The sequence below is a fragment of the Alteromonas sp. BZK5 genome, assembly GCF_014349115.1.
In the GTDB taxonomy this organism is placed as follows: domain Bacteria; phylum Pseudomonadota; class Gammaproteobacteria; order Enterobacterales; family Alteromonadaceae; genus Alteromonas; species Alteromonas macleodii.
Window position 1 is genome coordinate 19074 of record NZ_JACSOE010000006.1, and the last position, 20998, is coordinate 40071.

General features: G+C 47.3%; 19 protein-coding genes and 1 riboswitch. Of the genes, 11 read left to right on the forward strand and 8 right to left on the reverse strand.

The window, feature by feature from the left end:
* Position 1 precedes the first annotated feature (1 nt).
* From BIZ39_RS03050 to gmk, 7 genes are all read right to left on the reverse strand, one after another.
* Positions 2 to 787 (reverse strand): class I SAM-dependent methyltransferase, encoded by a 786-nt coding sequence (locus BIZ39_RS03050; protein WP_075177646.1) that lies wholly within the window; start codon positions 785 to 787, stop codon positions 2 to 4.
* Positions 780 to 2852 (reverse strand): ATP-dependent DNA helicase RecG, encoded by a 2073-nt coding sequence (recG, locus tag BIZ39_RS03055; protein ID WP_014975318.1) that lies wholly within the window; start codon positions 2850 to 2852, stop codon positions 780 to 782. Before recG ends, BIZ39_RS03050 begins: the two co-directional genes overlap by 8 nt.
* Positions 2853 to 3046: 194 nt before the next feature.
* Positions 3047 to 3754 carry a tRNA (guanosine(18)-2'-O)-methyltransferase TrmH gene (trmH, locus tag BIZ39_RS03060; protein WP_039226916.1) on the reverse strand — a complete coding sequence of 236 codons (708 nt, stop codon included), beginning with the start codon at positions 3752 to 3754 and terminating at the stop codon, positions 3047 to 3049.
* A gap of 3 nt (positions 3755 to 3757) precedes the next feature.
* Entirely contained in the window at positions 3758 to 4144 is a 387-nt protein-coding gene (locus tag BIZ39_RS03065; protein ID WP_014975316.1) for a RidA family protein, read from the reverse strand.
* 24 nt (positions 4145 to 4168) lie between these two features.
* Entirely contained in the window at positions 4169 to 6280 is a 2112-nt protein-coding gene (gene spoT, locus BIZ39_RS03070; RefSeq protein ID WP_039226917.1) for a bifunctional GTP diphosphokinase/guanosine-3',5'-bis pyrophosphate 3'-pyrophosphohydrolase, read from the reverse strand.
* A gap of 142 nt (positions 6281 to 6422) precedes the next feature.
* Positions 6423 to 6695: a DNA-directed RNA polymerase subunit omega gene (gene rpoZ, locus BIZ39_RS03075; protein ID WP_014947805.1), complete on the reverse strand. Its 273-nt coding sequence runs from the start codon at positions 6693 to 6695 to the stop codon at positions 6423 to 6425.
* Between the two features lie 169 nt (positions 6696 to 6864).
* Positions 6865 to 7506 carry a guanylate kinase gene (gene gmk / locus BIZ39_RS03080; RefSeq protein ID WP_014947804.1) on the reverse strand — a complete coding sequence of 214 codons (642 nt, stop codon included), beginning with the start codon at positions 7504 to 7506 and terminating at the stop codon, positions 6865 to 6867.
* Between the two features lie 207 nt (positions 7507 to 7713).
* Here gmk and BIZ39_RS03085 point away from each other — a divergent pair, with 207 nt between their 5' ends.
* Positions 7714 to 8385 carry an alpha/beta hydrolase gene (locus BIZ39_RS03085; protein WP_061093917.1) on the forward strand — a complete coding sequence of 224 codons (672 nt, stop codon included), beginning with the start codon at positions 7714 to 7716 and terminating at the stop codon, positions 8383 to 8385.
* Positions 8386 to 8579: 194 nt separating this feature from the next.
* Here BIZ39_RS03085 and BIZ39_RS03090 read toward each other — a convergent pair whose 3' ends face one another.
* Entirely contained in the window at positions 8580 to 9641 is a 1062-nt protein-coding gene (locus BIZ39_RS03090) for a GGDEF domain-containing protein (RefSeq protein ID WP_049587575.1), read from the reverse strand.
* Positions 9642 to 9837: 196 nt separating this feature from the next.
* Between BIZ39_RS03090 and hemC the strand changes: the two genes are divergently transcribed.
* From hemC to thiH, 10 genes are all read left to right on the forward strand, one after another.
* A complete protein-coding gene (gene hemC / locus BIZ39_RS03095) occupies positions 9838 to 10776 on the forward strand; it encodes a hydroxymethylbilane synthase (protein ID WP_014947801.1) in 939 nt (312 codons plus the stop codon).
* Between the two features lie 63 nt (positions 10777 to 10839).
* Complete coding sequence (locus BIZ39_RS03100; protein WP_014947800.1) at positions 10840 to 11571, forward strand: uroporphyrinogen-III synthase; 732 nt, start codon at positions 10840 to 10842, stop codon at positions 11569 to 11571.
* Complete coding sequence (locus BIZ39_RS03105) at positions 11572 to 12744, forward strand: uroporphyrinogen-III C-methyltransferase (protein WP_187446318.1); 1173 nt, start codon at positions 11572 to 11574, stop codon at positions 12742 to 12744. It begins immediately after the preceding gene.
* Positions 12741 to 13916, forward strand: a complete 1176-nt coding sequence (locus BIZ39_RS03110; RefSeq protein ID WP_187446319.1) for a heme biosynthesis HemY N-terminal domain-containing protein — start codon at positions 12741 to 12743, stop codon at positions 13914 to 13916. The genes BIZ39_RS03105 and BIZ39_RS03110 overlap by 4 nt, the downstream gene beginning before the upstream one ends.
* A gap of 111 nt (positions 13917 to 14027) precedes the next feature.
* A riboswitch (TPP riboswitch) is annotated at positions 14028 to 14139 on the forward strand.
* A gap of 274 nt (positions 14140 to 14413) precedes the next feature.
* The gene (gene thiC, locus BIZ39_RS03115; protein ID WP_222936435.1) at positions 14414 to 16324 is read left to right on the forward strand and encodes a phosphomethylpyrimidine synthase ThiC; all 1911 of its coding nucleotides are present in this window, start codon (positions 14414 to 14416) and stop codon (positions 16322 to 16324) included.
* Complete coding sequence (gene thiE, locus BIZ39_RS03120; protein ID WP_187446320.1) at positions 16321 to 17922, forward strand: thiamine phosphate synthase; 1602 nt, start codon at positions 16321 to 16323, stop codon at positions 17920 to 17922. The genes thiC and thiE overlap by 4 nt, the downstream gene beginning before the upstream one ends.
* A complete protein-coding gene (locus BIZ39_RS03125; protein WP_187446321.1) occupies positions 17915 to 18709 on the forward strand; it encodes a HesA/MoeB/ThiF family protein in 795 nt (264 codons plus the stop codon). The genes thiE and BIZ39_RS03125 overlap by 8 nt, the downstream gene beginning before the upstream one ends.
* Entirely contained in the window at positions 18706 to 18915 is a 210-nt protein-coding gene (gene thiS, locus BIZ39_RS03130; protein WP_187446322.1) for a sulfur carrier protein ThiS, read from the forward strand. The genes BIZ39_RS03125 and thiS overlap by 4 nt, the downstream gene beginning before the upstream one ends.
* A 1-nt stretch (position 18916) precedes the next feature.
* Positions 18917 to 19687: a thiazole synthase gene (locus tag BIZ39_RS03135; protein ID WP_187446323.1), complete on the forward strand. Its 771-nt coding sequence runs from the start codon at positions 18917 to 18919 to the stop codon at positions 19685 to 19687.
* Entirely contained in the window at positions 19684 to 20817 is a 1134-nt protein-coding gene (gene thiH / locus BIZ39_RS03140) for a 2-iminoacetate synthase ThiH (RefSeq protein WP_187446324.1), read from the forward strand. Before BIZ39_RS03135 ends, thiH begins: the two co-directional genes overlap by 4 nt.
* The last annotated feature ends 181 nt before the right edge of the window (positions 20818 to 20998 follow it).

A 20998-nucleotide genomic window follows, 5' to 3' on the forward strand; every position in this document is an offset into this window, starting at 1 on the left:
GCTACTCTCCTAGATTTTTTTGACACAAATACACATCAAATCTGTGTTTTTTGCTTTCAATAGCCATTGATGCTTTTATTCCTGCCAGCACGTCTGCACTGTTTGGGCGTTTCACCACTACCCGGTGCGTGGCTAGCTCTAGTGCTGGCGGTAACAGCGCATCTGCGTCTGGGTCATGACCAAGCAGTTGCTGAAACAGCCGCATTTCCTTTTTCACCAAGGCTGACTTCTTTTTGTGTGGGAACATGGGGTCTAAGTAAATAGCGTTCACATTCTCACCAGTGAAGTATTGCATTACCTCAGCACTATTTCCATGTTGAAGCGACATTTTAGCTGCAAGTTCCGGAAAACTAAGCGCTAATCTGCGAATACCATCTTCAAGCAAGGCGGCAACCACGGGCGAGCGTTCAATCATTGTGACCTTGCAGCCAACGCTTACCAAAACAAAGGCATCACGACCTAGCCCAGGCGTTGCATCCACTACGTGCCATGCTTCATTGCCTTTAAGACCAATGGCCTTAACAATGGGCTCTTTGCGCCCACCGCCGTGCTGCTTGCGATACAAACTTGCCGGCGAAGCAAAATCAACCTCTACCGGATTCACCTTTTTCTCACCTGCGTCGGCAAGCCCTAGCACGCCGTTTTGTACCTGCAAATACAAGCCTTCGCTAGGCTTTTCACTGCTGCTAACAACAGGAAAACCCCACTTTTCGCTGATTGCACTAATTAATGCAGCGTCATCCCTATTGGCGTCATCACAAATAATTAAAGGCACATGATTAAGCATGACCGTACTGTTCCTTATGCCCTATCCATCTATTAATGATGGCTTGAGCGTGAGAGGGGTATTTGTCCCAAAGGGTATAGGCAATTTCCTGAACCTTAGGGATAAGAGCGGCGTCGCGTACTAGGTCTGCTATTTTAAGCTCGGCCATTCCCGTTTGCTTAGTACCCATAAATTCACCCGGGCCACGAATTTCCAAATCGCGCTGGGCAATATAAAACCCGTCGTTAGATTCGCGCAATACGCCAAGGCGCTGAGTAGCGGTTTTCGATAGTGGGCTCTGGTACATAAGTACACACTGACTTTCTACCGCACCACGCCCCACTCGGCCTCTAAGCTGGTGAAGCTGCGCTAAACCCAATCGTTCAGGGTTTTCAATGATCATGATGCTGGCATTAGGTACGTCTACGCCTACTTCAATAACGGTAGTCGCTACCAATAAATCCAGCTTTCCGTCTTTAAAGTCGGCCATAACCTGCGCTTTTTCTGCAGGCTTTAAACGCCCGTGTACCAAACCAACGTGTAAGTCTGGCAGCGCAGTACGAAGGGTAACCGCAGCGTCTTCTGCTGCCTGACACTCCAACACTTCCGACTCATCAATTAGCGTACACACCCAGTAGGCTTGGCGGCCGTTTTCTTTACAAGCCTGACGTACGCGCTCTATCACATCGGCGCGGCGTGTATCGGGTAATACCACGGTTTGCACCGGTGTTCTGCCCGGTGGCAACTCATCAATAACCGAGGTGTCTAAATCGGCATAGGCTGTCATGGCCAACGTTCTTGGAATAGGCGTCGCCGTCATAATTAGCTGATGAGGGTAGCGACCTTGCTGCTCGCCTTTATCTCGCAGGGCCAAACGTTGATGCACACCAAAGCGGTGTTGTTCATCTACAATAACCAGCGCTAGCTGCTGGTAATTTACGCTTTCCTGGAAGATGGCGTGAGTACCCACCAACATTTGAATATCGCCAGCTTCTAAGCGGGCTAATACTTCATTGCGGGCTTTGCCTTTCAGCTTTCCGGCAAGCCAACCTACTTCAATACCTAAAGGTTCTAGCCAGCCACGAAAGTTATTGGCATGCTGTTCAGCCAACAGCTCAGTAGGTGCCATTAACGCTACCTGATGCCCTGCACCAATGGCTGATAGCGCGGCCAGTGCCGCAACTAAGGTTTTGCCCGACCCTACATCGCCTTGTACAAGGCGCATCATAGGCCGCGCGTGCTGCATATCTTTTTGAATATCTTCCACTACCCGAGCCTGCGCCCCCGTTGGTGAGAATGGCAGTTGAGCGAGCATTTTATCGATAAGCGGCTGATTCACCTTAATAGGGATACCGGGCTGGGCGTCAGATAGCTTGCGTACTTTCAACACACTTAGGTGGTGTGACAATAACTCTTCCAGAATTAACCGATACTGAGCAGGGTGCAGCCCCTCTTCCATTTCGTGTACGTCTACATCTGGTGGCGGGCGATGCACCAAATGAAGCGCCTCATTAAGGCTAATTTGGTCATCGTAAATACCGTCGGGCAGTAGGTCGGCCAGCGCGCCTTTATCTAGTAGTTTTAAGGCCTGATCAGTTAAATTGCGAAGGGTTAACTGCTTAACACCGTCTGTGGTGGGGTAAACTGGCGTTAGTGATTCTTCTGATGGTGGCGCGTCTTCATCCACTAATTTAAATTCGGGATGCATCATTTCAATGCCCCACTTTCCAGTACGCACTTCTCCGAAACACCGCACCGTGTTTCCCGGCGTCATAATAGACCGCTGCACTGCACCAAAGTGGAAAAAGCGTAAGGTTATGGTACCCGTACCGTCGCTAAGCTTAACCACTAACATGCGCTTCTTTCCGTACTGAATATCGGCGCTCATTACCTCGCCCTGCACGCTTACATGGGTAAACGGGCGGCACTCTGCCACGCTATAAATACGGGTTCTGTCTTCGTAGCGGTGAGGGAGATGAAACAGAATATCTTGAAGGGTAAACAAACCTATTTTGTTAAGCTTTTCTGCCACCTTTGCGCCTACGCCTTTAAGCGCAGTAATGGGTGTAGTGGCCAGTGCTTGCATCAAGCGATATCCTTCTTTTGGAACATTAACTATTTAACCTTTGAATTGGCACAAGCTGGTGTTATTCAACGTGTTATAGGAAAAGAAGTGTAAAGGATTGTTGAGAGGTTGGCGAGTACGCTTTAGGCCAGTTTTTTACGCTGGCCCTTATACAAGTAAGAGCAAAACTAAAAGTGCAACCAATAGGTTAGGCCCTAGTCGGCCTCTAGCGCGTTTGCTTCTGCTTTTGTGATCTGCATTTCTTTCCACCAGCTATCGTCGGCATCCACTTCACCAATGGCGTTAATAGCAGGCAAAGGCAAACCTTTGCGTTGGCAAAGTTTATACAAACGCGGGTAACCATTTTGAAAGGCCAATGCTTGGCACTCTTCTTCTGATAACTGCTGGGTGTTATACATACCTGCAATTGTACGTTGGCGCTGGGCTTCGTAAAGTACTAACGCTGCGGCTACCGATACGTTCAATGACTGCACCATGCCCATCATAGGAATAACAATGTCGTGGTCGGCAACGGCTTTCGCCTCATCAGAAGCACCATACTTTTCCTGACCAAACAAAATAGCCGTAGGCTTGGTGTAGTCAATGTCACGAAAATCGACAGCGGTATCAGATAAGTGGGTTACCAACACCTGCATGCCTTGGCCTTTTAGTTCAGCCATCGCGTCGTTGATATTATCGTGATTGGTTTGACGCACCCATTGTTGGCTGCCCATAGCGGTGCCGCGACGAAACTGATATTTCTTTTCCCACACGGTGTGAACGCGATGAATACCCACTGCATCACAGGTTCTCACTACTGCAGATACGTTATGCGGCTTGTGTACATTTTCAAGGCAAACCGTAAGATCAGTTTGCCTTCTTTCCAGCACTTGTCTTATGCGCTGGTAACGCTCAGGTGACATGGCTTACTCCGGCAGTTCCATTACACCATCAATTTCAATTTGTGCACCTTTAGGCAATGCAGACACCTGAACGGCTGCGCGTGCTGGGTAAGGCTTGGTGAAGTAACGGCTCATGATTTCATTAACCGTTGCAAAGTGACCTAGGTCTATAAGGAAGATGTTCACTTTCACTAAATCGTTTGTGGTGCCGCCTGCCGCGTCGCACACCGCTTTAATGTTCTCAAAAACTTGTACAGCTTGCGCTTCAAAGTCGTCAGAAACCATTTCCATAGTTTCAGCAACAAGAGGAATTTGGCCTGAAAGATAAACGGTAGTACCTGCTTTAACCGCTTGGCTGTAAGTACCAATAGCAGCAGGTGCCTTATCGGTCTGAATAATAGACTTAGACATAGTAGTTCCTAAATAGTGTAGTAATTAGTGTCGTGATTGACTATGACGAGACACTCTTTGAACTTCCGGCATGGTGCGAATTTTCTTCATTACGCGGGCCAGGTGAACACGGTTGTGCGTGGTAAGTTCAAGGTCAATAAAGTAGATATTACTCTCTTTTTCTTCAGTTTGCAGACCAATGATATTGGAATCGCACCCTGAAATGGTGTTCGTTAATGTTGCCAGTGTGCCCTGATGGTTAAACAACTCTATACGCAGTGACGCTTTAAATTCGCCTTGCGGGTTGTCGTCCCACTGCATGGGCAGCACGCGCTGAGGTTCTTCTCGCGTTAGCTTGCGAATATTGTTACACCCAATTTGGTGAATAGTCATGCCGCGACCTGGGCTTAAAACCGCAACAATTTCATCGTCTGGAATAGGATGGCAACAACGAGAATAGTGAACAAGCAGGCCTTCTGTGCCGCGAATAGCCACATTACCTTTCTTATCTGATAAATCTGTTGTGCTTTCACCCAATAAACGGCGCGCTACAATTGCGCTTAGCTCGTTACCAAGCCCGATATCTACTAGCAAATCGTCAAAATTAGCATGCTTAGTTTCGGCCACCACACGTTCGATATCTTCGTTTGGAATATCGTCTAGTTTAACGCTGCCTAACGCATGACGAAGTAGACGGTTACCCATGTTCACCGCTTCTTGAGAATGCTGTTTACGCAGATACTGACGAATACGCGTTCGCGCGCGAGCGCTCACCACAAAGTTTAGCCAGTTCGCATTTGGCTTCGCTTTCGGCGAGGTAATAATTTCCACGGTTTGACCGTTTTCAAGCGGCTTGCTTAAGCTAAAGTTTCTGCGCTCTACGCGCACACCTACGCAGGTATTACCCACATCGGAATGCACGGCATAAGCGAAGTCAACGGCGGTTGCGCCCATTGGCAACTCGATAATACGTCCGTCTGGTGTAAATACGTAAATTTCATCAGGGAACAGGTCGGTTTTTACCGATTCGATGAATTCAAAGGATGAGCTGGCCGATTGCTGAAGCTCAAGCAGGCTTTGCATCCACTTGCGCGCTCGAAGCTGTGCAGTGGTGCCATTATCGCCAGGCTCTTTGTAAAGCCAGTGCGCCGCCACTCCTTTGTCTGCCATTTGGTCCATTTCCTGGGTTCGAATTTGAATTTCCACAGGAATGCCGTGCGGGCCAATTAATGACGTATGCAACGACTGATAGCCGTTGGTTCGAGGGATAGCGATATAATCTTTAAAACGGTTTTCAATAGGCTTGTACAGCCCATGCATAGCACCAAGGGCGCGATAACAGTTATCTACCGATTGAACAACGATGCGAAACGCATAAATATCCATTACCTCATTGAACATAAGTTCTTTGTTTTTCATTTTGCGGTAAATGGAATACAAGTGTTTTTCGCGACCCAATACATTCGACTCAATTTGGTAGGCGTCTAAACGAGTGTTCAGCTCTTCGCGAATGTTTTCGATAATCTCTTTACGATTACCGCGGGCCTGGCGCACAGCAGACTTTAGTGCGCGATGGCGCATTGGATACATGGCCTGAAAGCCTAAATCTTCAAGCTCATTTTTAATATCGTGAATACCCAAGCGGTGGGCAATTGGCGCATAGATTTCTAGCGTTTCTAGCGCAATGCGGCGGCGCTTGTCCGGTCGTAATGACCCGAGTGTGCGCATGTTGTGCGTGCGATCAGCAAGCTTGATAAGAATAACCCTGATGTCTTGCACCATGGCCATCATCATTTTACGGAAGTTCTCCGCCTGCGCTTCCTGTTTAGTGCTAAACGCGAGTTTATCTAGCTTACTTACCCCTTCTACCAGTTCAGCAACGGTATCGCCAAAAGCTTCGGCTAAGTCTTCTTTGCTGTAATGGGTATCTTCAATAACGTCGTGAAGGAGTGCTGCCATGATCGTTTCGTGATCAAGGTGCATGTCAGCCAAAATACCGGCAACTGCAACTGGGTGAGTAATGTACGGATCGCCGCTTGAACGCATTTGTCCGTCATGCGCTTCTTGCGCAAGCACAAAAGATTCTTGTACCAACTGAACGCGGTCGGCTGGTAAGTACTCTAAAACTTTCTGCTTTAAACCTTCAAACAAATACACAGTGAAGCGTGACCCTTATCTAACGTTACAACCCTAAGAATACGTTTAATTGTGCAAGAAGCCAATACGCCAAAAGTAAAGCGCCAGTGCTTTTTTCAAAGCACTGGCGCTAAAATACCGATAAAACCGTTAAAAAGAGGTTTTATTGATCAGATAGGATGTTTGCTACTGATGCAAATTCAGCATGTTCTTGCTGCTCTTGAGCTTGAAGTTCTGCTTGTTCAAGCGTAGCAGCCGTTACTAAACCTTCTTCAATTTCACGAAGTGCTGTAACAGTTGGCTTATCGTTTTGAACGTCAACCATAGGATCTTTGCCTTCAGTGGCAATTTGACGTGCACGGCGTGCAGCAACAAGCACTAGGTCAAAGCGGTTACCAATTTTATCTACGGCATCTTCTACAGTTACGCGAGCCATGTATTTCTCCGAAAATTAGGTTGAGCAAGTTATTCAAAAAACGGCCGCGTAGTATACACAGATACGTGGCGCGATCCTAGCGTTTTGTTTGAATTTGAAGCAGTCAGATCATGCAATTTATGCAGCGATCGTTCGATGCTAAAACAAAACACGTATTGTTAAGTTAAGCTTACGCGCTACCGAGCAGTTCGTCCAATAGCACTTGATGGCGCATTTGTTGTTTTCCTGTGCGAAGTCGCTGTGCTGTCACGATGGCTTCCAAATCATTTAACGCAGTCGCAAAGTCGTCGTTGATAATTACGCTATCGAATTCATTGAAATGAGACATTTCAGCTACGGCTTGCGCCATACGCCCTGCAATGACTTCTTCACTGTCTTGACCGCGATTATTTAAACGCTGCTCTAGCACGTCGAGTGAAGGCGGAAGAATGAAAATACCGCATGTGTCTGGCATAAGCTTTTTGACTTGGCGCGCGCCCTGCCAATCGATATCTAAAAATACGTCAATGCCACGGTGCAAAGTTTGTTCAATTGTCACGCGGGATGTGCCGTAATAATTGCCAAATACTTCTGCGTATTCAAAAAACACACCCTGTTCAATCAGCGCTTCAAACTGCTCTCGGCTCACAAAATGGTAATGCACGCCGTCGACTTCACCCGGACGAGGTTGACGTGTTGTATGAGATACAGACACCTGCATTGGCGTAGCTGTATTGCTTTCATACTTTTCCATTAGCGCCTTTATAAGGCTTGATTTTCCTGCTCCAGAAGGAGCTGCAAGAATGAATAAGTTGCCGAGTAGTGAAGCCATAGGGTATTAAAATTCTTCCAAAATGTGGTGATTTCAAGTGGCAATGATAGCATATTAAGCGGTTGTGCCGTACCTTTCATTGCATAGTGAAAACTTGGTTCACTCTATCAAGCTTATGCCGATGGGTTACCACAGCAAAAATTAATGGGGTCAGAGTACTTTTTCTGGCCCTAAATGTACTCTGACCCCAAAACTAGGAAATAAAGCATGACTCAGCAACTTCTGCCGTGCGTAGAGATAAACCCATCCACTACGCCTGATGCCTGCGTTATCTGGCTTCACGGTCTTGGCGATTCAGGCCATGGTTTTGCGCCTATTGTGCCCGAGCTAAAACTGCCCGAATCAATGGCGGTTAAATTTCTCTTTCCTCACGCTCCAGAACGCCCTGTGACTATCAATGGCGGCATGAGAATGCGCGCTTGGTACGATATCAAATCGTTAGATTTTGAAAGCCGTGCGGACTTAGAGGGTGTAAAAGAGTCGGCTGCTCAGGTAGAAGCGCTTATCGAAGCACAAATTGAAAGTGGCATTCCTAGCGAACGTATTGTACTTGCAGGATTTTCTCAAGGCGGTGTTATTGCTCTGCACTTAGCACCTAGATATGCCAATAAATTTGCAGGTGTTATCGCTCTATCTACTTATATGTGCGAGCCATCACTTCTTGGAAGCGAATCAAAAGACACAAACCGCGAAACGCCAATTATGATGGCACATGGTGAGCAAGACGAAGTGGTGCCGGTATTTATGGGCAATGCTGCGTTCAAAACGCTGAGCGAAAGTGGCTTTAATGCCACGTGGCAGACTTACACCATGCAGCACAATGTTTGTATGCAAGAGCTTAACGACATAAGTGCTTGGCTTCAAAAAGTTCTAGGGTAATGCCTTAAGAGCCTGTTGGCCCTTGCTGCAAATTACGTTCATATAATAAAGCTCAACAGGCCCTAGTATTTGAACAAAAGAGAAAGCTGGTGAAGCAACAAAAGCCAGCTTTCTTCTTAGTGTAAGTGGGTACACGTCTATCGATTGCAAAGTTGCGCCTTCCGTCTTTTCTTTATTTCACGTTTATTCCAAAACTATTCGACGACTCTGTTGCGCCCCGCATTTTTAGCTTTGTAAAGGTTGTCATCGGCCTGCTTCAAACAAGCGTGCAAGTTTGTATCAGTAAGCGCTGTGGCTACACCAAAGCTTGCGGTTATCGAGTGATTAACATCACCTTCTACAAACGGGTTAGCTTCAACCACCTTCCTCATTTTTTCTGCTAATTTTACCGCTTGGCTCAACGTCGCATGAGGGAATAAGACCAAAAACTCTTCACCACCGGTTCTTGCCACCACGTCAGTAGTTCTTACTGCTTCTTTCATTAGGCGAGTGATATGTATAAGCACTTCGTCACCAATATCGTGGCCATAGGTATCGTTGATTGTTTTGAAATGGTCAATATCTACCACCACCGCACTTAAAGGGAAATGAGCACCGGGATCTTGCATTGCGCGTTCAAAAAAAACAGCTTCAAGGAATCGCCGGTTAGGAAGTTTTGTAAGCGGATCGGTATTAGCCTGACGCATGCGCTCTAGATTTTCACGCAGCATTTCTTTTCTGCTTTGATGCCAGAAATTTTCACCTATAAAGGCGACGCAAATGAAACAGAACGTAGCGATTAGGAAGCGGGAAACATGCTCTGCTGGGTACTCAGCCACTATTTTTTCTTGATTGTAGAGCATAAAAATAGCGATACCCATGGTTACTGCTACGTAAACCATGGCGGGCTTGAAACGCACAACAACTATCTGAATAAAAAGCAGGGGAAAAATAAAATAAAGCCCAGTGTTATTGAGCCCGCCGGTATAAACCAAGCCGTTTATGGTAAATGCTACCACTAAACCTGCTAGATAATAGAAGACATCGACGCGAGGAAACATATGGGATAACGCCACATTGGCGTACACAAAAGCGGCTGACCCCGCCAGCGTTCCAACGAGCAATGGGTTGTTTGTACCCATGTTGATCCACGCCATAAACGCCATAATGGTGCCACCAACATAAGATATGAAATATAGCGTTAAGCGCCTTCGTTTTGCTTCCGCTTCATCTTGCTGAGCACTTCTAAGTAATTGACGCAACGACGAACTGTCCATAAAAAGACTTATCTCCGCATTTAAAACTAATTGACCATTATTCCTTTCAGCATAGACTGAATGTCTAATAATAACCAAGGAGAAAACTGCGCCTAATTTCAAACATTAATACAGAAAATGCGTATACTACGGGGTATATCGTATGACGTTATGTGATACATCGTTTTAGTTTCTTTTTATATAGTTTGGAATAGCCATGAGTCACCTCAACACTACCCGCACCGTTCGAATTGCTACTAGAAAAAGTGCTTTAGCGCTTTGGCAAGCAGAGTATGTGAAGGCAAAATTGTTGGAGCATTATCCGTCAATGACCGTTGAGCTTGTGCCTATGAGCACGCAGGGCGACAAAATTTTAGATACACCTCTGGCGAAAATTGGTGGTAAAGGACTTTTCATAAAAGAGCTTGAAATTGCCATGCTTGAAGGCCGTGCCGATATAGCCGTGCACTCTATGAAAGACGTACCGGTCGAATTTCCTGAAGGTTTTGGCCTTCACGCTATTTGTGAGCGAGAAAACCCGTTCGACGCCTTTGTTTCAAATAACCACGACAGTTTAGATGCCCTACCCCAAGGCGCAGTAGTAGGTACGTCTAGCCTTCGCAGACAGTGCCAAATTCGCAAGTATCGCCCTGACCTTATCATCAAGGACCTGCGCGGAAACGTGAATACTCGTCTCGCGAAGCTAGACGCAGGTGAGTACGACGCCATTATCTTAGCTTCTGCTGGCCTTATTCGCCTTGAAATGGAATCTCGTATTCGCATGCCGTTACCCGCTGATATTTCACTACCCGCCGTTGGACAAGGTGCCGTAGGTATTGAGTGCCGTAACGACGATGAAGAGCTAATTAAGTTGCTACAGGCGCTGAACCATACGGACACCAATACACGCGTTACTGCGGAACGCGCCATGAACGAGAGATTGGAAGGCGGCTGCCAAGTACCTATTGGTAGCTTTGCCACGCTTGATGGAGATGTGCTGACACTAACCGGTATGGTTGGTAAGCCAGATGGTTCAGAACTGCTCTTTGCTTCTGCTACAGCGTCGCGAGAAAAAGCCGCAGATATTGGTGTTGAAGTTGCGGAATCCCTTCTTGAGCAAGGTGCCGGTGAAATCTTAAAGGCGCTTTATAACTAAGTTATAGTTTGTCGAATGCGTGCAGGTTTACGCAGTAAAATAAAAGGATGAAAATTCGATAGTATGTTGCTGTTTACACGCCCACTGCCAAAGTTAAAAGCAAGCGCTTCTGCCTTTGAAAAAGCCGGAATTGACGCGGTAGGCGTTGCCACGTCTAACATCATTGATATTTCGTCTGAAAGAAAAGCTGCTGCAGAATTTTTAGCGTCAAATGCAGTAAACGCAATTGTTGTTACCAGCGTATATGCTGTAGACACCGTTATTGAAGGCTTACGCGAAACGGCTAACGAATTACCATTGATCATAGCTGTGGGCGATGCCACTGCACGAAAATTACAAGCGGGACTTCAGGCGTTTTCATCGGCGCAGGTTGCTATTCCCGAAGCCCATACATCCGAAGGTATACTGGCAATGCACCAACTTAATGAGGCAAACTGTCAGCATGTCGTTATCATTAAGGGTGAAGGTGGGCGCGACGCCATAGCCACTGGATTAGACGAAAAAGGTATTTTAGTGAATAGCTTTTGCGTTTATAAAAGAGAGCAACTTACAAGCCCAATTTACACAAAACGGTGGAAAATGGGCGAAGTTAGCGGCATTATCGCTACAAGCGAAGCAATGGCACTGCAACTAATTGCGCAATTTGGCCAAGCACTTAAATCTATTAAATGGTTAACAGTGAGTGACCGAATTGCCAAAACCCTCACTAGCCAAGGCATTAAAGAGGTAGCGGTTTGTCAGCGAGCCACCGATCAGGCACTCATCGCCTGGGTAAAGGATAACTGGGAGTATTGAATGGCCAACAACAATGAAAGTAGCCCACAAAAAGAGGAACTCGTGAAAGTGGAAGCTGAAAAAGACGTTATCGAATCTTCTGCCACGCACAGTGAATCAACACCATCGGGTGCTGCTAAAAAGAAATCGTCGGGAAATGGTCTATTGTGGTTTGTTGTAATCATCCTTTTCCTTATTGTGCTTGGTATGGCTGGCGCTGGTTACTGGTATTACATGCAGCAACAGTCGGCAAGCAAGGACTCTGAATCTGCACTTCAAACGACGACCTCTCAGCTAAACACTATTGAGCGTGAGCGCGCTGGTCTTGTTGCCTCTATCGACAAAGTAGCTCGTACCAACCAGACGTTAGAACGCACGGTAGCCGAGTTAAAAGCGCAAAACGAAAAGCTGACGCTGCAAGCTGAATCGACGCTTGAACAACTAAATAATATGGAAGGTCGCCGCCCGGCAGACTGGCTCATTGCTGAAGCTGATTACTTAGTTCGCATGGCAGGCAGAAAGCTTTGGTTAGAAAACGACGTACGTACAGCAATTTTGCTGCTAGTTAACGCAGATAAACGCTTAAAGTCGTTGGCCGACCCATCGGTACTTCCGGTTCGCGCAAACCTTGCTGAAGATATTCAAACCTTACAACAGCTTAACCCTGTATCACAAAGTTCCGTCGCTCTCGCGCTTACGGGTATGATTGCTCAAATTGACAAACTGCCACTTGATACCTTCGAAAAACCAGAAGACGCCAATGCAGAAGACACGACCTTATCGGAGTCAGCTGACGACTGGCAGGAGAACCTTGCGAAGGTGTGGCGTTCACTGGTGAACGATTTTCTTACCATAAAAACCATTGAAGGCCCGGTTGAACCAGTGCTTTCACTGGAAGCGCAGTTTTTAGCAAAAGAGCAGCTTCGTCTGCAGCTTATGCACGCGCAAACTGCCGCGCTTCAGGGCGATGCAGGGCTTTACAGCCAGTCGCTTCAATACGCTCAAACGTTAATTATTGAAAAGTTCGACACAGAAAAAATCCAGGTAACGGGTTTTGTAGATGCACTACAAAACCTCATTGCTACCGATGTATCGCGCCCAATACCTACAGAGCTAGCGTCACAAAAACCGTTAGAGCGTCTACTGGATAGCCGCGTTAAGCAAGTGTTCGGACAAGGAGCAAGTGCACTATGAAATGGTTAGCTATTGCCCTTGCGGTATTAGCCGCATTTGTTGCTGCACTAATTGTTGGCCCAATGTTGTTAGGTGACCAAGGCTACGTACTGTTCTCTTTAGGTAATACTGCCGTTGAGATGAATATAATCAGCTTTGGCATCTTACTGATAGGTGCCATCATTGCCTGGTACGTACTATCTCGATTGGTATTGTGGGCGTTAAGCTTGATCACAGGTTCACATAAATGGTTCGGCACTTTGGGTGAGCGCAAACGTAAGCGTGCGTTTTACGACGGCTTACACGCAATGGCTGCAGGTGATTTTGATACGGCTCAAAAGGCGCTAAGCAAAACCACCAACGGCGATTTCGAAGGCGTTAACTATTTGGCGTCAGCGCAAATTGCTTTTGCCAATAACGATTTAGCCAAAGCCCGTTATTTCCTTGTTCAGGCAACTGATTTTCCAAAAGCAAAAGTATCCGCAACGGTCATGCACGCACGTATTGATATGGCTGAAGAAAAATACGATGCGGCATTAGAGAAACTTAACGAGCTTGACGAGCAAGAGCGCGAGAACAAGCAGGTTGTGCAGTTGAAAGCGCAAATTCTTGCCAAGTTAGGTAAGTGGCAAGTACTTCAGGAGAATTTGTCAGGCTGGCGTAAAGCATTGCCCAAAGCGGATTACACCGCATGGAGCCAGCGCATCGCCAAAGGTAAGTTTGCCGAAATTGCCAGCAAACAAGGCGCTGTCGAGCTTAAATCGTATTGGGAAACCCTACCTCGTAAGCTTCGTCACGACGATGCTTACCGCGCGGCCTACATTCAACAGTTACTTGACCAAGGTATGCATGCCGACGCACAGAATTTGCTAGTTGAATGGCAAAAGCGTGGCCCGAATAGCGCCCTGTTTCCGCTGTTCACGCAGCTTAATATTCCTGATGCATCGCCATCACTACGACTGCTTGAAAGCTGGATAAAGCAAGACGAAGAAAACGTGTCGCTATACTCCACGCTAGGTCAAGTTGCATTTAACTCAGGCGATGATGTGTTGGCGGAAAAAGCGCTGCTTAAAGCCACTAAAATGAAGTCGCGCAAAGAAGACTTATTGCTGCTATCTGCAATTAGCGAACGCAAGCACGACACAGCCACTGCGCTTAAGCTTTACAAGGAAGGTCAGCAGCTAGCCAGCTAGATGAATATTCATTTAGCTTTCTGGTAGTACTTGTATTACCCGTAAAATTGAAGATATAGTAAAAAGGAATTCTCAATTCGGGTTGTTTCAACAACAACCCGAATTGACTTAAACAACTTGTCGGAGTGCTTCACTGGTAACCCAGTAAGCTGAGACCGCGAAAGTGGGATCCGTAGAACCTGATCAGGCTAATACCTGCGAAGGGAACAAGAAAATACAATGTGCACAATGTTAAACCGTGGTTTAGCGTTGTGAAGCGAAGTTGTTTTGCTGTTGATGATACAGACACACCCATTACGGTGCTGCTCGTCACTCAAGGTAAACTGTTCAAGTTTATCCCCAAGTCAACATCAACGGTGTAAAGGGCTGTAATCACCAGAACCTTTACCAACAATCTCGCTAAAGTAACGGGATTATCCCCTTCTACACTTACACTTTGTATTCTCCTTCACTCCTGACAAGCATTTTTAGAACCTAAATTTACAAGGTAAAATGCTATGTCGAACAGACGCGAACAGCGCCAACAAGCACAACAATTCATTAATGAACTTGCTGGCGAAGCTTACCCAAATTCAACACGCCACTACGAGTGTGGCAGCCGTGACGATATTCGTGTGGCCATGCGCCTTATTCACCAACACGACAGTTTAGTGGGTGGTACTGAAGACAATCCTATTTTAGAGCCAAATCCGCCAATTCCTGTTTACGACACTTCAGGCCCCTACGGCGACCCAAAAGAAAACATAGATGTGCACAAAGGCCTAGCTCCGCTTCGCCAAACGTGGATTGAAGAGCGTAGCGATGCCCTTGAATTAGAGGGCGTTTCATCAAGCTTTGCAAAAGAGCGTGAAAACGACATATTTACCGAAGATTTCCGCTTTATTCGCAGCCGCAAACCACTAAAAGCAAAAGCAGGTAAAAACGTAACCCAGCTTCACTACGCAAGACAGGGCATTATTACTCCAGAAATGGAATACATTGCCATTCGCGAAAACATGGGCCGCCAAGCCATTAAAGATGCCGAACTGACGCAGCAGCACAAAGGCGAACACTTTGGCGCGAATTTACCCGAGACCATCACGCCTGAATTTGTACGCCAGGAAGTGGCCGCAGGCCGCGCCATTATTCCATGCAACATCAATCACCCCGAGTTGGAACCAATGATTATAGGGCGTAACTTTCTAGTAAAGATTAACGCAAACATTGGTAATTCAGCAGTCACCTCGTCTATTGAAGAAGAGGTAGAGAAGCTGGTGTGGTCAACGCGCTGGGGCGCTGATACCATCATGGATCTATCTACCGGCAGAAACATTCACGAAACACGCGAATGGTTGCTGAGAAATAGCCCTGTTCCCCTGGGCACCGTCCCCATCTATCAAGCGCTAGAAAAAGTAAACGGTGTAGCCGAAGATTTAACGTGGGAGATGTTTAAAGACACCCTAATTGAGCAAGCCGAACAAGGCGTAGACTACTTCACGATTCACGCTGGCGTGCTGCTTGAATACGTACACCTTACCGCAAAGCGGGTTACTGGCATTGTATCGCGCGGCGGTTCGATAATGGCAAAGTGGTGCTTAAGCCACCACCAGCAAAGCTTTCTGTATGAGCACTTTCACGATATTTGCGAAATTTGCGCTAAGTACGATGTGGCGCTGTCGCTAGGTGATGGCCTGCGCCCTGGTAGCGTAGCTGACGCTAACGATAACGCGCAATTCTCTGAATTACGTACCCTTGGTGAGCTGACGAAAATCGCATGGGAGTACGATGTTCAGGTAATGATTGAAGGCCCGGGGCATGTGCCCATGCATATGATTAAAGCGAACATGGAAGAGCAGCTTAAGCACTGCCACGAAGCACCGTTTTATACCCTTGGCCCCCTCACCACCGATATCGCTCCTGGCTATGATCACTTCACTTCAGGTATTGGTGCTGCCATGATTGGTTGGTATGGCTGCGCAATGCTGTGCTATGTAACACCTAAAGAGCATTTGGGCCTACCTAACAAAGAAGACGTTAAACAGGGGTTGATCACCTACAAAATTGCAGCCCACGCTGCCGACTTGGCAAAAGGCCACCCAGGTGCACAAATTCGCGACAACGCCATGTCGAAAGCACGCTTTGAATTCAGGTGGGAAGATCAGTTCAATTTAGCTCTCGACCCGCATACCGCGCGCGCTTATCACGATGAAACTTTGCCGCAGGCGTCTGGCAAAGTTGCGCATTTCTGCTCTATGTGCGGCCCTAAATTTTGCAGCATGAAAATTTCTCAGGAAGTGCGCGATGTGGCTAAACAAGCAGAGCAGCAAGAGTTTGAGAAAGAAAAAGGCATGAAAGACATGGCCCAGGCATTCAATCAGTCTGGCGCGGAACTTTATCACACTGCAGATAGCAAGGTAGAGCTACCATGATGGCGAAAGCGTCCATAAGCCCTGCACCCAACAACCTCACCACTGCACTTCCTGTAGTGTGGTGTGTGGGAGGCGTTGACTGTAGCGGTGGTGCGGGCGTTACCCGCGACGCCATTACATTGGCCGATCTGAACATCCATGCTTGTGTGCTCACTACACAACTTACCGTGCAGTCCAACTCAATCATGCTTAGTAAGGAAAGCATGTGCGCGTCGGCATTAAATCAGCAGTGGCAGGTGCTGTTTGAAGATACCCCACCACGCGCTATTAAAATTGGCGCTATTGCTAATGATGAGCAAGCGCTGTTGTTGTGTGCACGTATTCAAAAAACATCTAACCCTCGCCCCTTCGTTGTATGGGACCCTGTACTGTCTACCTCGTCCGGTGGCGTGCTGAGTGAGTTAAGCGAAAGCGTAGTTGACGAACTGCTGAATACGGTAGATATCGTTACGCCAAATATCGATGAGCTTGCGTGGCTCACCCATTTGCCTGTTGTTGATGAAGCGAGCTTGCTAACTGCAATCAATCGGCTAAGGGGTAAAGGCGCAAAGAGCGTTTACGTTAAGGGCGGTCACGCCCACTGGCAAAAAAATGTAAGCGATATTTTTGTTTGTGCCTCTCACACTCTTCGTTTTAGCCAGCCGAAATACGCTAACGGCAACCTTCGCGGCACAGGCTGTATGTTAGCCAGCGCATTAGCGGCATTCATTGTGCACGACTACTGCATTGAAGACGCACTTACGCTTGCTAATGCTTACGTCAGCGAAGTTCGTGGCCATACACTACCAAAGCAATGCGCAGCGGCTAACGCAAACGCCATAAGTAACGAATTAACCGCCTACTTTGCACGAACCAACGGCTTTCCCGCAAAACCAGAGAGCTTTCCGCTGGTGACCTTTCATCAACGTGGCGCCACTGCCAATGAAAAAGAGCGGGATAAGGATACCCTTCTTGAAGCCTCGTCTTGTAAAGAAGGCCACTTTCCTGCACTTACTCATACTCATTTAGGCATCTACCCTGTAGTGGATAGTGTGCAATGGATAGCCCGCCTCTGGCCAACGGGCGTAAAAATAATGCAGCTACGGGTTAAACAAGGCTCCCAAGAAGACATTCGTCAGCAAATAAAAGAGGCAATAGAATTGGTGAAACACACCGACTGCCAATTATTCATTAATGACTATTGGGAGCTGGCCATAGAACTCGGAGCTTACGGTGTGCACTTGGGGCAAGAGGATATCGACACCGCAAACCTAAGCGCCATCCGTAGTGCGGGTTTACGGCTTGGAATATCAACGCACGGCTTCGCTGAAATTCAACGTGTTCGCGCTTTAAACCCGTCTTACATTGCCCTTGGTCATATCTTCCCCACCAATACCAAAGACATGCCTTCAAAGCCTCAAGGTGTAGCACGTTTAGAAAAGTATGTGCAGCTTTGCGATGGCATTCCCACCGTTGCTATTGGTGGCATTAACTTATCGCGCATAGGCGATGTAGCTAAAACCGGCGTTAACGGCATTGCTGTGGTAAGTGCAATCACTCAGGCAGCACACCCGCTAAAAGCCTACCAAGCATTGGTTGAGGAGGCTGGGTTTGCTTAGTCATTCAGCTACTCATTCACTTAGTCACTCAGTGGGCCAGCAGTTAGCGCATCAGGATATACGTCGCTACAGCAGACAACTTTTACTCGATTGCATTGATCACGACGGACAGCTTAATTTGGCGGGTGCACACGCTGTTATCGTTGGTTTAGGTGGATTAGGCAGCTTAACCGCCCGCTATTTAGCAGGCGCAGGCGTGGGCAACATTACACTTATAGATGGTGACACCGTCGACATCAGTAATTTGCAGCGCCAGATAAGCTACAACGAAATGCACCTAGGAGAGCTAAAAGCCAAGTCGCTTTACAATGAACTGCGTAAAGTGAACTCGCATTTAAACATACAGTTTAAAAGCTTATTTGCTGATAGTAACAACTTACCAACGTTAATTGCATCAGCCACCTGCGTGCTGGACTGCACCGACAACGTGACGGTACGAAGACAGATAAACCTAGCGTCGTTTCGCGCCTCTATTCCACTTTTTATTGCCGCAGCCAGTGGGCTTACCTGGCAAGCGCTGAACTTGCCTCAAAACTCAGCCACCTGCGGTTGCTATGAATGTTTAGTGAATAATGTTGCCGTACGCGAAGATTGCGTTAGCAAAGGTGTACTAGGCCCAGTAGTAGGCATGGCAGCGTGCCACCAAGCTACCCAAGCCTTGTTATTTCTGGCAAGAGGCTTCGATGCCGATATTAAATGGGGCCATTACGTAAACGCCCATGCAGGCCAAGGCACGCTGCAAAGTTTCAAGCTTCCCCCCTCTTCTTCTTGTGAGGTATGCCAATGACCCAAATTAACATCAACGTGAACAATCAATTAATGAGCGTGATTTCTCCTATATCACTTAGTGAATTAATTGCCCTTAAACAATTGAAAGACGAAGGCACTGCCGTTGCCAAAAATGCCGCCATTATCAGCAAGCAAGAATGGCCGACGACGTATTTAAGTAACAACGATACCGTGGATATCTTCACCCTAGTGGCAGGAGGCTAAAATGCTAACACTCGCAAATCACACCTTCCCTTCCCGCCTGTTAACTGGCACTGGCAAATTTAGTAACCCAGACACCATGAAAAACGCGGTACAGGCAGCCAAGAGCAGCATGGTGACCTTGGCAATGAAGCGTGTCGCCAGCCATAGTTCACAAGATGAAACGCTTTCGGCATTAAAAGCATTGGGCGTTACTCTTTTGCCGAATACGTCGGGAGCGAAGAACGCGAAAGAAGCCATATTCGCCGCCGAACTTGCATACGAAGCATTAGGTAGCCCTTGGGTGAAGCTGGAAATTCATCCAGACCAACGCTACTTGTTGCCCGACCCCATCGAAACCCTGCTTGCCGCAGAAGCACTGGTTAAAAAAGGGTTTCACGTTTTGCCCTACTGCGGAGCAGACCCCGTTTTATGTAAACGCTTAGAAGAGGTAGGCTGCGCTGCCGTTATGCCATTGGGCGCGCCAATTGGGAGCAATCAGGGATTACAAACCAAACCCTTTTTGCAAATTATTGTTGAGCAAGCGTCGATACCCGTCATTGTAGATGCAGGCATTGGTAAGCCAAGCGAAGCTATGGCGGCCATGGAGCTGGGAGTAGATGCGGTACTGGTAAATACGGCTATCGCCACGGCTAAGGACCCAGTTGCTATGGCAGCAGCTTTCGCAAGCGCCGTAGAAACGGGGCGAAATGCCTTTGAAGCTGGACTTGGTGCTACCAGCAGTATTGCCCAAGCCTCTAGCCCGCTTACCGCCTTTTTGGAGCCGGCGGTATGAAGGTAGCGCAGGCATTAATGCAGCAAGACTTGTCGCATGTGGCTATGTCGATAAACAGCAAAACAGCGGGCGACGTAGAACGAGCGTTAGGTAAAGATACACTTTCTTTAGACGACTTCATGGCGCTGATCTCTCCCGCTGGCGCTAAGTACTTAGAAGCCATGGCCTATCGCGCTAAAACAATTACTCGCCATCGCTTTGGCAATACCATGCAACTGTTTGTACCTTTGTATTTATCAAACTTGTGTGCCAACGAGTGTACCTATTGTGGCTTTACCATGAGCAACAAAATAAAGCGCAAAACCCTGTCTATAAGCGAAGTATTGACCGAAATTGAAGCCATTAAAGATTTAGGTTTTTCACAGGTGTTACTGGTTACTGGCGAACATGAAACCAAAGTGGGGATGGAATATTTTGAGCAAACACTAAGCGCCATTCGCGAAAAGGTGAGCTACCTTATGATGGAGGTACAGCCTTTAAAGCGCGAGCAATATGAAACCTTGAAGTACCTGGGCTTAGACGCAGTGTTAGTGTATCAAGAAACCTACTCACCGCAGCATTACGCTAATTACCATACTCGAGGTAAAAAACAGGACTTCTTATGGCGCTTAGAAGCCTCCGATCGCATAGGGAAAGCCGGCATTGATAAAATAGGCATTGGCGCACTACTGGGTTTAGGCGACTGGCGGGTTGATAGCGCCATGACCGCCCTTCACGGCAAGTTAATACAGCAACACTACTGGCAAAGCCGTGTATCTATTGCTTTTCCGCGCCTTCGTAGCTGTGAAGGTAACAGCACTGGCGGCAACGCCCTCACCAACAGTAAACTCCCTAACGAGCGAGATCTGCTGCAGCTAATATGCGCCCACCGCATTTTTAACCCACAAGCAGAACTCTCGCTGTCTACCCGAGAGTCGGCAGTATTTCGGGATGGCGTAATGCCACTTGGCATAACGTCTATGAGTGCAGCGTCGCAAACACAGCCTGGCGGTTACAGCGCCCCATCGAAGGCACTAAATCAATTCGATATTGACGACAACCGATCTGTATCAGACGTCGTGAGCGCACTTTCAATGAAAGGACTGGAACCCGTATGGAAAGACTGGATGCCGTTTACAGAACGTGTTTAAGCGCAAGAATACCTGTATTTTTCGTTTGAAAACTCGCGCTAAAAGAGCGTACTTTTAATGGATTAATCGATTAGTTTTTGTAAGGGAAAATAAGAGAAAATTTGTTTTGCTTTCGTGCAAAACCCTCCGTACAATCCGCCCAAATTTTAGCCAGACACTTTACCTATGCGTCTGGCTTTTT